General features: G+C 68.8%; 11 protein-coding genes. All 11 read right to left on the reverse strand.

The annotated features are described in order from the left end of the window. Positions 1 to 26: 26 nt before the first annotated feature. Positions 27 to 1,181, reverse strand: a complete 1,155-nt coding sequence (gene neuC / locus AC1DSZ_RS15930) for a UDP-N-acetylglucosamine 2-epimerase (protein WP_476839322.1) — start codon at positions 1,179 to 1,181, stop codon at positions 27 to 29. A 430-nt stretch (positions 1,182 to 1,611) separates the two neighbouring features. Continuing rightward, positions 1,612 to 2,622 carry an N-acetylneuraminate synthase family protein gene (locus AC1DSZ_RS15935; RefSeq protein WP_476839323.1) on the reverse strand — a complete coding sequence of 337 codons (1,011 nt, stop codon included), beginning with the start codon at positions 2,620 to 2,622 and terminating at the stop codon, positions 1,612 to 1,614. Positions 2,623 to 2,647: 25 nt separating this feature from the next. Next, positions 2,648 to 3,535 (reverse strand): class I SAM-dependent methyltransferase, encoded by an 888-nt coding sequence (locus tag AC1DSZ_RS15940; RefSeq protein ID WP_476839324.1) that lies wholly within the window; start codon positions 3,533 to 3,535, stop codon positions 2,648 to 2,650. A gap of 11 nt (positions 3,536 to 3,546) precedes the next feature. Then, entirely contained in the window at positions 3,547 to 4,692 is a 1,146-nt protein-coding gene (gene neuC / locus AC1DSZ_RS15945; RefSeq protein ID WP_476839325.1) for a UDP-N-acetylglucosamine 2-epimerase, read from the reverse strand. 10 nt (positions 4,693 to 4,702) lie between these two features. Next, a complete protein-coding gene (locus AC1DSZ_RS15950) occupies positions 4,703 to 5,734 on the reverse strand; it encodes an N-acetylneuraminate synthase family protein (protein ID WP_476839326.1) in 1,032 nt (343 codons plus the stop codon). Positions 5,735 to 5,847: 113 nt separating this feature from the next. Then, positions 5,848 to 6,993: an acyltransferase family protein gene (locus AC1DSZ_RS15955; protein WP_476839327.1), complete on the reverse strand. Its 1,146-nt coding sequence runs from the start codon at positions 6,991 to 6,993 to the stop codon at positions 5,848 to 5,850. Positions 6,994 to 7,051: 58 nt separating this feature from the next. Continuing rightward, a complete protein-coding gene (locus tag AC1DSZ_RS15960) occupies positions 7,052 to 8,563 on the reverse strand; it encodes a capsular polysaccharide export protein, LipB/KpsS family (RefSeq protein WP_476839328.1) in 1,512 nt (503 codons plus the stop codon). Beyond that, complete coding sequence (locus AC1DSZ_RS15965; protein ID WP_476839329.1) at positions 8,560 to 9,510, reverse strand: NAD(P)-dependent oxidoreductase; 951 nt, start codon at positions 9,508 to 9,510, stop codon at positions 8,560 to 8,562. The genes AC1DSZ_RS15960 and AC1DSZ_RS15965 overlap by 4 nt, the downstream gene beginning before the upstream one ends. Continuing rightward, positions 9,507 to 10,217, reverse strand: coding sequence for an acylneuraminate cytidylyltransferase family protein (locus AC1DSZ_RS15970; protein ID WP_476839330.1), 711 nt, complete (start codon positions 10,215 to 10,217; stop codon positions 9,507 to 9,509). The genes AC1DSZ_RS15965 and AC1DSZ_RS15970 overlap by 4 nt, the downstream gene beginning before the upstream one ends. 5 nt (positions 10,218 to 10,222) lie before the next feature. Continuing rightward, positions 10,223 to 10,939, reverse strand: coding sequence for an O-methyltransferase (locus AC1DSZ_RS15975; RefSeq protein WP_476839331.1), 717 nt, complete (start codon positions 10,937 to 10,939; stop codon positions 10,223 to 10,225). Next, positions 10,932 to 12,728, reverse strand: a complete 1,797-nt coding sequence (locus tag AC1DSZ_RS15980; protein WP_476839332.1) for an ABC transporter ATP-binding protein — start codon at positions 12,726 to 12,728, stop codon at positions 10,932 to 10,934. Before AC1DSZ_RS15980 ends, AC1DSZ_RS15975 begins: the two co-directional genes overlap by 8 nt. Positions 12,729 to 12,737: the final 9 nt, after the last annotated feature.

Below are 12,737 nucleotides of genomic sequence, written 5' to 3' on the forward strand. Positions count from 1 at the left end.
GGGCTCCTCTTCGCCGGGCTCGCGCCTTAGTAGGTGATCACCTTGCTGGTGCTGATCGTCTCGGTGGCGAGCAGGTCCGCGACCTTCGGGCCGGCCGTGCCGTCGCCATAGATCGGCTCGAACGCAAAGCGCCCATGGCTGATGCGGTCGCGCACGGCGCGCAGGATCTCGTCCTTCTCATAGCCCGAATCGATCACGTTGCGCCCGCGCTCGCGGTCGGTCTGCCGCGAGCCGACATTCACGGCCGGGGTGCCGATGAACGCGCCCTCGCGAATGGCGCTCGACGAGTTGCCGACCAGGCAGGACGTGCGCGCCATGAGCGGGATGTAGACCTCCGGCGGCAGGTTCTTGACGTAGCGGAAGGGCGCGTCCGGGTTGCGCTCGCGGTATTTGCGGATGCCGCGCGACACGTCCTCCGAACCGGCGTCCGAGTTCGGCCAGAGCACCACGGCGGGCAGCCCGGTCTCGCGCACGGCCGCCAGGGTGGCGCTGATCTGCGCTTCGCCCGAACCATATTCACCGGTCACCGGATGCTGCGACACGAGCACGAAGGGCTCACGCGAGCGGATGCTGACGCCCACGCCCTCGCCGCCGAGATAGTGATCCACCTCGGGGTCCTGCTGCAGGATCTCGGCGACGATGTCCATCCGCGGACAGCCGACGTTGTGGACGATCTCGGGCCGCTCGCCGAGCTTGACGATGCGCTGGCGCGCGTCCTCGGAGGCCGGGAAGTGGATGTTCGCGAACTTGGTGATCGCGTGCCGGATATTTTCGTCGATGTTGCCCGACACCTCGCCGCCCATCGTGTGGGCGAGCGGGATGTTCATGTAGGCGGCCGCCAGCGTGGTCGCCATGGTCTCGAAGCGGTCGCCGACGGTGAGCACTACGTCAGGCTTCAGCGCCTCGAACACGGTCGGAAGCTCGATCAGGCCAAGCCCGGTCGACTTCGCCATGGTGACGGGCGTCTCGCCCTCGACCAGCATGAAGATCTTGGCCGCTGCCGTGAAGCCGTCGCGCTCCATGATGTCGACGACGGCGCCGTAGCGGTCGAGCAGCGCTGAAGCGCCCGCCACGAGCTGCAGCTCCAGGTCCGGATGAGCCTGCACGGCCCGCATCACGGCCTTGATGGAGGAGTAGTTCGCGCGCGATCCGACGACCACGCAGATTTTTCTCTTGGGCAAGGAAGCGCTCCCATGCGGCAGCCCGGCTGCGCGCGACAAGGACACGGCGGCTCAGCCGAACGGCGATCCGCAGCGAGGGCGGGAGTACCACCCCAGCGTGCGGGTGTCGAGATGAGGCGGCACTTCGTCCAGAGCTGAGTGTCCTGGACCGATCCGCCGTCATCCCCGGCGGCGCACAGCGCCGGGAAGGGGATCCAGGGGACTGGGCGCATGCTCGGGCCAGTGGCACTGGATCCCCTTCCCGACCTGCTCCGCAGGTCGCCGGGGATGACAGTGGAGAGACGGCGCGTTGATTGAGTTTGGCCGAAACAACCGTCACCTTTCCCCGAACACCGCGACCGCAGCGTATCAGCTGCACCAGGCATAGCTCCCCAAGGCTGGGGTCTGGATTGCTTCGTCGCTGCGCTAATCGCAATGACGATCGGAATGGTCAGCTTTCCAGCACCGGCTCCATGTCGTCCGGGCGCAGCAGCGAGTCGGCCGCGATCGCCCCGCGCGCCTTGCGGCCGATGACGTCGCCGAGGCGCGCCGCCGGGATGCCGTCGCCGGGCTTTTTCACCGTGACCATCTCGGCCGTGATCGTGGCGCCGGCCTGGATGTCCACCCGCGCGACGACGCTTTTCTCGAAGATCTGCTTCATCGACCGGTACGGGTCGAGGTCGTTCTTCTCCACCCGCGACGCCAGCATCTCCGAGATCGCCCGCACGCCCTTGACCAGGTCCGCGAACTGCGGCGGCTCGGCCGAATGCGGCGCGTCGGAGCCGTACATGGCGCGGCTGAAGGTGAGGTGCTTTTCCACTGCCACCGCGCCGAGCGCCACGGCGGCGAAGATCGCGTGGTTGTCGAGCGTGTGGTCCGAATAGCCCACCGGCAGGCCCCAGCGCGCCTGCATCTCGCCCAGAACGTTCAGGCCGACGCGGTCGTTGGCGGTCGGATAGGCCGAGGTGCACTGCATCGGCGTGAGCTTGTCGTGGCGCTTCAGGATGGTCTCGACGGCGCGGTCCATCTCGCGCCAGTCGCTCATGCCCGAGGAGAGCAGCACCGGCTTGCCGGTCTGCGCCACGACTTCCAGCATCGGGATGTTGGTCACCTCGCCGGACGGGATCTTGTAGCGGCTGACGCCGATGCGCTCCAGGAGCTCCACGGCCTCCACCGAGAACGGCGACGAGAGGAACTCCAGCCCGCGCTCGTCGGCCTTCGCCTTCAGCAGGCTCCACTGTTCGAGCCGAAAGCCGGTGCGCTCGAAATATTCGAAGCGCGGCTCGCCCTTGAAGTAGGGCGGCATCGGCGCGTTGCGGGTGGTCTCGGCCGCCGCGATGTGGGTCTGGAACTTGATGCAGCTCGCGCCGAGATCGGCCGCGAGGTCGATCAGCTTGCCGGCGTTGCCGAAGGACCCGTCATGCACGGAGCCCACTTCGGCGATGATGAAGACGTCGCTCACAGGCGGCTCCGGTGATGGTTGGCGGTTATTTGCGGGCCCAGACCAGGAAGGCGAGGCCCCATGGCTCGGCGCAGGTCCAGGGATCCCGCAGCGGATCGGGCGATGCGGCGTCCTTGCCGGGCCGCGCGGCCAGCAGCGCCCGCCACGTCGCCATCAGGCGCTTCTCGGCGGCCGGGCTCATGGCCGTGAACGGAAACTTCCACGAATGCGACACCAGCGGCACCGGGAACATGCCGAACGCGCCGCGGTTCTTCACCGCCAGCCGGTCGAGCACGTCGAGATAGGCCGTGCTGTCGAAAGTGTTGCGGTAGAGCTCCTGCTTGGGCGGAGCGGCCGGACGTGTCTCGCTCGACGTGTAGCGGTCCCACAGCCGAAGCGCGGCGTTGAGCGGCGCGCCGAGCGTCTGGACGCTCACGGGCCGCTCCGGCACCACATAGCCCAGGAACACGCCGCCCGGCTTCAGGATGCGGATCTGCTCCTCGAGCGGCGGCGCGATGTCCTCGAAATGTTCGAGCAGGCCGATCGAGACCGCCACGTCGAAGTGGTCGTCCGGGAACGGCGTCGCGAGCGCGTCGGCCTGATGGTAGTGCCCCGTAAGCCCATCCGCCTCGAAGTTGCGGCGCGCGCAGTCCAGCGCGGAAGCCGAGGTGTCGAGCAGGTGGGTCTCGAAGCCCGCCTTGGCGAAGAACGCCGCCATGCTGCCGCGGCCGCAGCCAAGCTCGATGGCCCGCCCGCCGCGGGTGTGGCCCATCACCTTCTGGAACACGCGCCAATGGTTCTGGAACGCGAACTGCACCTGGTGCGCGGGCTCTCCGGCGGCGAAGTGGTAACGCTCGCTGGCCGGCAGCGCCTTCCAGCTATCGTCGAAGGCGCCGACGGAGCCGAACTTGAAATCGCCTGCCTCTGCGGTCACGCGGCTGCTCCTCAGTAGGTCATGCGCTTGATCGCCGGCAGCGCGATGCTGGCGAGGATTTCGGCCATGCGCGGCCCAGCGTCGCCGCGTCCGAAGATCGGGTCGCTGTCATAACGTTTCGCCGCGATCTGCCGACGGCCGGCTTCCGCGATGGCGGCCTGCTCGTAGGGCGCGAACGTGACGTTGCGGCCATGCTCGCGGCCCATCTGGCGATCGCCGACAATCACGGCCGGAACGCCGAGATACGCGCCTTCGCGGATGAACGAGGACGAGTTGCCGATCAGGCACGCCGCATTGGCGAGCACGCGGCCGTAATCCTCCGGCGAGAAATTGCGGAAGAAATGGAAGGGCAGGGTCGGGTTCCGCTCACGGAACACCCGGATGCCCTTGGCGACATCGTCCGTGCCGGCGTCGATGTTGGGCCAGAGCACCACGGTCGGCAGGCCGATCTCGACGGCGGCCGCCAGGCTTTCGTTGATTTGTGCGAAGCCCTGGCCGTAGGAGGTCGTCACCGGGTGCTGCACCAAGAGCACGTAAGGCTTCGTCCAGTCGATGCCCGCGCCGGTGCCGCCGTAGCTGGCCATGATCTCGTTGTCGATGCGCAGGTCCTGGTTCACGAGCACGTCGACCGAAGGGCAGCCGACGTTGAACACATAGGCCGGGTCCTCGCCCATGCGGATCACGCGCTCGCGCGACTGCTCGCTGGAAGGGAAATGCAGGTCGGCAAGCTTGGTGATGGCGTGGCGCACCCGGTCATCGATGTTGCCGGAGATCTCGCCGCCCTGGATGTGCGCCAACGGAACGTTCATGTAGGTCGCCGCGATGGCGGTCGCCATGGTCTCGAAGCGGTCGGCGACGCTCACGACGATGTCGGGCTGCAGGTCGTCGAAGGCGGTCGCCAGCTCGGAGATGCCCGCGCCGGTGGACTTTGCCTGCGTGACGAGGTTCTCGCCTTCCAGGATGTAGAACAGCGAGCGGTTCGGCTTGAAGCCGTCCGCCTTGATCACGTCCACGGCCCGGCCGAAACGGTAGAGCAACGTCGAAGCCGAGACGATGAGCTGCAGCTCCAGGTCCGGCCGCTGCTGCACGGCCTTCATGAGGTACTTTACCCGGCCGTAATTGGCCCGGCTGGCGACGACCACGCAGATTTTGCGCACAGTGCTCACCTCAACGGTCGAAGTCGCCGTCCGCGAAGAAATGATCCTTCGGAACGGAGCGCGCCAGCCGCTTGCCGAGAAGGCGCTCGTAGTCGGACACCGGGATGCCGATTCCCGGCTTCTTGAAGGCCAGCGACGCCCGGTCCAGCACGGCCCCGGCCGGCAGCTCGCGCCCCGCGACCACGCTCTTGGTGAAGAGCTTGCGCAGCGGGTCCAGCGCCTGGGCCTGGTCGTCCTTGTTCACGGGGTTGCTGAGCGCGCGGTCGATGAAGGAGACCCCGCGCACAAGGTCCTGCAGCTGCTCGCGGGTCAGCGAGGCCTTCACGTCCGGGCCGTACATGTCCTTGGAGAAGCACACGTGGACCTCCAGCACGTCGGCGCCCAGCGTCACGGCCGCCAGCCCGGCGAAGATGTCGCCCGAATGGTCCGACAGGCCGACCGGCACGCCGTATCGCTCGCGCATCTCGGCCAGCACGTTGAGGCCGAGCTTTTCGGGCGGGCACGGATAGGCGGAGGTGCACTGGAGGATAGACACCGCCGCGCCGCCGCTCTTCAGCACGTCCACGGCGCGGTCGAGCTCGGCCTGCGGCGACATGCCGGACGACAGGATCACGGGCAGCCCGGTGGCGGCGGCGCGCTCCAGCAGCGGCAGGTTCGAGACCTCGCCGGACGCGATCTTCAGCGCATCCGCGCCGACGCGGGCCAGCAGGTCGACGGCCTCCTCCGAAAAGGGCGAGCTGATGAACGCGATGCCCCTGGCGTGCGTGCGCTCCACCAGCGAGCGCCACTGCGCTTCCGTGAAGGCGGTGCGCGTCCAGTAGTCGTAGCGCGTCCCGTCCTGGCCGGAGAGCGGCACCCGGAATTTCTCCTCCGGCGTGCTCTCGGCTTCGGCGATGTGCGTCTGGAACTTCACGGCGTCGCAGCCCGCATCCGCGATGAGGTCGATGAAGCTCTGGGCCGAGCCCAGGCTGCCCTCATGGGCGAGGCCCACTTCGCCGATGATGAGGCGCTTGCCTTGGCCGACAGGCCAGCGGGTGGTCACGAGGCTGCTCCTGCGTGTGTAGGGGCCACTCGGGCGCGGAATGAGAGTGGCGCATTGCTACGGGGGATCAGCGTGGGTTTCAAGCCGCCTGCCTGCAGCCCTGTCCGCCGACCTTAGCTGATGGCGGTTCCCCGGAAACGGTTGCGCACCTGCCGGGTCAGCGGCTCCACCATCAGGGCCAGCGCGAGCGACGCCAGCGTGGAGAGCGCCAGCGACAGCGCGATCATGCGCACGCTCCGTTCCGTGGTGAGATTCAGCAGCGCGATGGTGACGACGTAGTGGTTCAGGTAGACCGGGTAGGAGAGGTCGCCGAGAAACCGGTCGATCCTGCGCCAGCCCGCGCCGAGTTGAAGCCGGGCGAGGCCAGCGAGCGCGGGCGCGATGGCGACCACCAGGACGCCGCCCATCAGCGCCTCGCGTGTGCGGTCCGCGTAGCCGTAGTAGTGGTGGTAGCACAGCGCCAGCGCGACCACGGCGCCGACCAGTGCAGCCCGATCGCGCCACTGCACGGCGTGGTAGAGGCACACGCCGGCCACGAAATAGGGCGCGAAGGTCAGCGGGTAGAACCACGACACCCGCGTGTAGCGGTAGAGATAACCCGCCGCGAGCGCAGCCGCGAACACGATGACGGGCCGGCGCACGCGCTCGAGCGCCGGCGCGAATGCGACCGCGAACAGGACGTAGAACAGCCACTCCACGCTGACCGCCCACACATAGCGGACGAACGGATAGACCGGCGCGATGTGAAGCGAATCGAGCCCATACCATACGAAGACGAGGAGGAGGTTGGACGCCAGGTTCCCGGGCCCGAACAGGTTCGCGGGCAGCGTGTCGTAGTCGAAGGTCAGCACGGGGCCACGCCCGACCAAGGCGAGGTGGATCGCGACCGACAGCGCGAGGGCGGCCAGATAGGGCGGGAACAGGCGCAGGAACCGGTTCGCCAGAAACGGCCCGGTCCGGCCGGCGTAGAACCGCTCCAGCGCCTCCGCGATGATGAAGCCGGAGAGCATAAAGAAGCCCAGCACCGCGATGTTGCCGAGGCCCCAGGGCTTCAGCGCCGAGATGGCGCCCGGGCTGCCGAGGTCGCGGCTGTGGCTGACGACGACAAGCAGGGCGAGAAACAGCCGAAAGGCGCCGAACGCCCGGTAGGACGCCGGCCGCGCGGCCGCGCCCGTCGACGCGGCTTCCCGCCCGGGGCGACTGCGCGGTGCGAACAGGGAAGCGCCCAGGTCTTTGAGGGCCAGATGCGGCGACGGCATCCGTCGCCTATACACGCTAGGATTGTCAGAACGATAGGGACGCAACCAATTTAGATGTTCAAACCGGCGCCGAAGCGCTTTCTCGGGCCCCGGTCGCCCGCGTGGCGATCGCGTCGGCCAGCGTGGCCACCAGCCGGTCATACGCGATGGCCGACTTGGTCGCGAAGCGGTGGTCGTTGCTGCTAACGATCAGGTCGGGCAGGAGCCCGGCCACGAAGCGGATCATGTCGGCGCGGATCTGGTCGCGCCCGCGCCCTTCGAAGCGCGCCAGCGCGGCGCGGATATCCTCCACCGAGCCCACCTGCGCGACGCCCTCGCAGCAGCCATACCAGGCCGCGCCGAACACCAGCGCAGGCACGCCTTGCAGCAGCGCTTCCCAACCCACCGTGCCGGTGAGCGTCGCGCAGGCGCGGGCGCCGTCGATCAGCGCCTCGCTCGGCGCGTCCAGCGGCAGCAGGCGAACGTTGGGGAGGGCGGCGAGCGCCTCATAGTCGGCCGGGCCCCGGGCATGGCGGCGGTGCATGGCGGGCGGCGTCACCCCGAGCTGGCGCGGATGCTCCTTGATGGCGAGCGTCCAGCCGTCCGGCAGCGCGCGCGCCAGCAACTGGGCGACGAGAATCTGGTCGGCGAACTCCAGCCCCTCGGGCTGGCTCGTCCGCTCCGGCTGGTATTGCAGCGCGAAGTAGACATACGGTCGCCCGGGATCGAGGGGTCGCGCCAGCGCGTCGTAGCGCCGCCGCAGCGCGCGGATATCCGCCTGGAAGCGCATCTTGCGACGCCACACTTCCGCGGGGCCGAGCGCGCCTTCGCCCGCGAAGGCGTTGATGAAGCGGTCGGCGCTGTCGGGCGCGTGTCGGATGCGCTTCTTCAGCCACCAGGCCTCGTCGCGCAGCGCCTTGACGATCGCCTTGGCCGAGCGGCCGGCGCCCAGCGCATCCTTGTTCTTGGCGATGGAGAGCCGGACCCAGTCGCTGACGCCCTGGATCTGGGCCAGCAGTTCGGGCCCCAGCGCGGCCTGCGCCTCCGCCAGGGAGGGAAGGGCGGCCGGGCGCGGCGGCTCGCGGAAGTCTTCCGCCAGATACACGCGGTCCGCGATCGTGGTCCGATGCAGGCTCAGCGTGCGCCGGCCGCGCAGCCGCGCCAGATGATAGAGCACGATGTCCCAGCCATGATGCGGCGTGCTGGGGAAATACAGCGCCGTGATGTCCGGCCGTGCGGCCAGGAACCCGTCGAGCCAAGCGACCAGCTCGTGATAAAGGCGCAGGCGCTCGCCCACTGGCGTCGGCGCGAACAGGAAGCGATCGGACATCTCCAGGAAGCCGCGCTCGGCCTCGGCCAGAGCCCGGAGGGTTTCGCGGGAGGGTGGAATCGGCGTCACACCCGGGAAGGCCAGCCGCAGGTCCTCGACCCGGAAAAGCCGGCGCGCCACCACGACGGGCGGGGGCGGAGAAAGGCCCTGCAGCATTCCGGCGTCGTAGCTCGTCACGCCGGCGAGCAGGCCGAGTTCGTGGAGGCGCCGGGCGACGGCTTCCGCGAAGGGCTCGTCCACGGCGATGCAGAGGATGCTCATGGGGCGGCCCGCCAAGCGGCCACGAACATGTCGGCCATGATCTCCTCGGTGAGCGCCATGGCCTGGCGCGTGGCGCCGCCCACATGCGGCGTCAGCAGCAGGTTGCGGCGCCCCGTCAGCGCCGCAAGCCTTTGCAGGTTGTTCGCCGGATCGTTCTCGCCCCGGATCACATCCAGGGCCACGCCCGCGAACAGGTCGTGTTCCAGCCGCTCGATCAGCGCTTCTTCGTCGATCAGTTCGCCGCGCGCGATGTTGACCAGGAACTTGCCCGCCAGCGCATCCAGCCGCGCGGCGTCGAGAACCATCGGGTCGCCCGGCGCATAGGAGGCGGCCAGGATAACGATGTCCGACGATGCGATCACGGCGTCGGCGTCCGGCAGGCGGCGCGCATCGGGGCCGTCCGAGATCTGCGCGGGATCGTGCAGCGACACGCTGCAGCCGAGCGCCGAGAAGGTCTGCGCCAACCGCCTGCCAACGCGCCCGTGGCCGATCAGGCCCACGCGCTGGCCCGCCAGCATGTGGCCGCGCACGCTGTCGCGATCCCAATGGAGGTTGTCGGCCGTCACGAAGGCGCGGCCATAATTGCGCAGCAGCGCCAGCGCCAGCCCGAGCGCATGCTCGGGCGTGGACGTGATGTGCTCGATCAGGTGCGTCTTACCGGCGAGCGTCAGCACCGTCACACCCCGCGCGGCGGTCGCGTCGGTGTCGATATGGGTGACGCCGGTGGTGGGCGAGATCAGCCACCGCAGGCGGGGCGCGAGCCGCAGCAGGTCGCCATTGATGAAATGGCCGAGCCGGATGAACAGCGCGTCGGCATCGGCCAGAAACATCGCTAGCGGTTGCGGGGCCGCATAGGCCCGGACCTCGAACCCCGCCGCTTCCAGAGCGGCCCGGGCTTTCGCCGAAAACGCATCCGGCTCCAGGATGCCGACCACGGGCCGGCTCACCGGGCCCGCTCCGCCGCGACCGCCTCGGCGACCAGGAAATCCAGCCGGTCGTTGATGTTCACGGCCGAGATGCGGTCGACCTCCACATAGGTCGCCGGATCGACGATGAACCGGCCTTCGGCCATGAGGCTGTCGCGCGCCGTGAGGTAGATATTGCCGGTGCGCATGAAAAAGCGCTGCAACTTCTGGCGCGGCCCCTCGCGCTGCATGTCCGGAAAGGCGCGGCCGACGCCGCCGTCTCGGTCCCGGGTCAGCAGATAGGCCGGGTGCTGGTCCACCACCTCCGCCATGGAGCCGACGAAGCGGTATCGCCCGCTGGCGTAAAGATCGAGCGCCTCGGCCAGTTGCGCGGGCGTCGTGAAAGGGCAGGTCGGCTGCAGCAGCAGCAGCGCGTCATAGGGCACGCCGGTGCGCTGCTCCATCGCCGCGATCGCGTGCCGCGCCATCGCGACGCTGGAAGCCTGGTCGGTGGCGAGATCCGCCGGCCGCAGAAACGGAACGTCGATCCCGAGCGAGCGGCCGACCTCCGCGATGGCCGGGTCGTCGGTGGACAGGATCACGTCCTGCAGCCCCGGATGCGCCTGCGCGAGCCGCGCCGGGTAGCCGATCAGCGGCAAGCCGGCCAGCGGCATGACGTTCTTGCCCGGCAACCCCTTGGAGCCGCCCCGGGCCGGGATGACGGTGAGGATGCGTGGCGCGCGGGCCATCCCGGTCAGGCCTTGCGGGGGGTCGACAGCACGGTCCGACCATGCACGTTCACCCGCACGTCGAACCGGTCGCCGACCAGGTCGCGAAAGAACATGGCGTTGAACAGGCGAACATCGGTGGCGGCCAGCGCCACCCGTGTGCCGCGCTGAACCTCCAGCACGAAGTCGCCGCTGAACGGCGTCTCGCTCCCGATGGGCGCGGGGCCGTCGATGAACGCGAAGTCGATATGGTCGACCTGCGGGCGCTCGACATAGTGGACGGCCCGATAGCCACCGAGGTCGACTGATTTGACGGCGCTACGGATGAGCTCGAATGACGGCTTTAGGGCCGCCGGCATCGCCTGCTCGATCCGCTGCGCGTAATCCTCGGATTGCTCGAGCGAGTAGAACCGTGGCGTCGGGCCGCCCTCGCGGGCGATCTGGTCGAGGATCTCGGCGATCAGGAACGTTGAGGCGCCGCCGCCATATTCCACCACCACGCCCGGCCGGGCGTTGCGCAGCAGGCGCGACAGAATCAGGACCTTGTAGGGTCGCAGCGTCGTGCCGGATTGCTTCACGGCCGCCCGCAGCCGCTCGCCGCCATCGGGAAGGGAGCGCAACGCCGCCAGCCCGAAGCGGTTGGCGAGGCGATGCGCCAGCCACACGTCAGGTCGCCGGTAGGCGGCGCGGATGCGCGCTTCCTCGGCGAGGGCCTCGGCCTCCCGGGAGCCTAAGTCACCCATGCCCGATCAACTCCATCCTGTCCCGCCCGCCGGCCGCATCGAGGCCGCTGAAGGCGGACACAACCGCTGCGTAATCCCCCTGCGCGCGCACGCGTCCGTTGTCCAGCCAGTAGATCACGTCGCAGCTCGCAACGGCCGAAAGCCTGTGGGCGACGACGATGACGGTGGTCTCGGAGCGTAGCGCATCCAGCGACGCCAGGATGGCGGCTTCGGTGTTCACGTCGAGCGCGCTGGTGGCCTCGTCGAGGATCAGCACTTCCGGGCGATGGTAAAACGCCCGCGCGATGCCGATGCGTTGGCGCTCGCCGCCCGAGAGCCGGTCGCCGGCGTCGCCGACCTGCGCGGCGATCCCTTCGGGAAACCGGGCCAGGAGGCCTTCGAGCTGGGCGGCCTTGACGGCGCGCGCAACCGCGTCCGGGTTCAGCGGCCGGCCGAACACGATGTTGTCCTCGATGCTCCCGGCGAACACCATGGTGCTCTGCGGCACGTAGCCGACCCGCTCCAGCCACCCCGGCGCGGCGGCGGGTGGCAGGACCGCGCCGTCGACCGTCACGGCGCCGGACGAGGGCGGCAGCAGCCCTGCGATGATCTCCAGCAGCGTCGTCTTGCCTGAGCCCGAGCCGCCGATGATCCCCACCATGGCGTGGCGCGGAATGGTCATCGAGACCTGGTCGATCACCGTCGGGGCGTCCGGGTAGCTGAAGGATACGTTCTCCAGCGCGATCTGCCCTTGCAGGGTAGGGCCTTCGACATGACGCGCGGGCCCATCGGGCACGGGATAGCGCCGGTAGAGACTTTCCAGGTCCTGCACGCAGCCGATGTTGTGGAGCACGCTGGACCACGCGCTCGCCAGTCGGTTGGCGCTCGGCATCAGCCGCGCCACCGCGACGGCGAGCACCAGCATGCGGCTGGCGAACTCGGCGCGGGGCACGTCGAGCAGCAGCTGCGCCAGCACCAGCGCGAGCACGACGAACACGATGCCGGTCTCGATATAGAGCCGCGGCGTCTCGGTGAGCAGTCGCGCCCGGCGCTGCAATTCGGCTTCCTCGTCGAGGAGGCGGCTGTGACGCAGGTTGAACTCGCGGTTGAGCCCGTGGATGCGGATGTCCCGGAAGCCGCGGAAGCTGTCCAGCACGTGCTGCTGGTAGCGCACCGAGGCCTTGTTCTCGGCGATGCCGTTGCGGCGCAGCTTGCGGCCGGTGACCATCTGGACGACGCCATAGAGCGTGAACATCGCAATGCCGACCGCGGCCGTCGTGACCGGCTCCTGGAGGGCGAGGCCGATCACCACCGCGATCACCAGCGTGGCTTCCACGCCGGCCATCAGGATGGCGTTGAGCAGGTTCTTGCCGACCCGCGGCGCGACCTTCAGGAGCGTGGTCAGCACCGCGGCTGAATCGATCGTCGCATAGGCCTGATAGGGCAGGCTCATCACGCCGCGATACACGCGCCGCATCGCGGCGTGCTGGACGCTCACGATCAGGCGGGTGCGCACGTCCGAGTACAGCAGCGCGACGCCGAGCCGGACCGTGTAGGCGACCACCAGAAAAAGGATGAGGTTGATCTGCGCGTCGTAGCGGGTGCCGAAGCGGAACACATCGACGATGGGCTCCAGCTTCGCCAGAAGCCCGCTCGTGCGGTCCTGCGCGAAGGATTGCAGCAGCAGCACCACGAGCCCGATGCCGAAAAGCTCCACCACAGAGCTCACCACCGCGAGCACGAAGAAGGCCAGCACGCCGACGCGCTGGCGCGTGGTCAGGAAGCCGTAGAACCGCTTCAGGAACGCCATGGAGAACCC

It is taken from the genome of Alsobacter sp. P4_H11 (assembly GCF_056400925.1).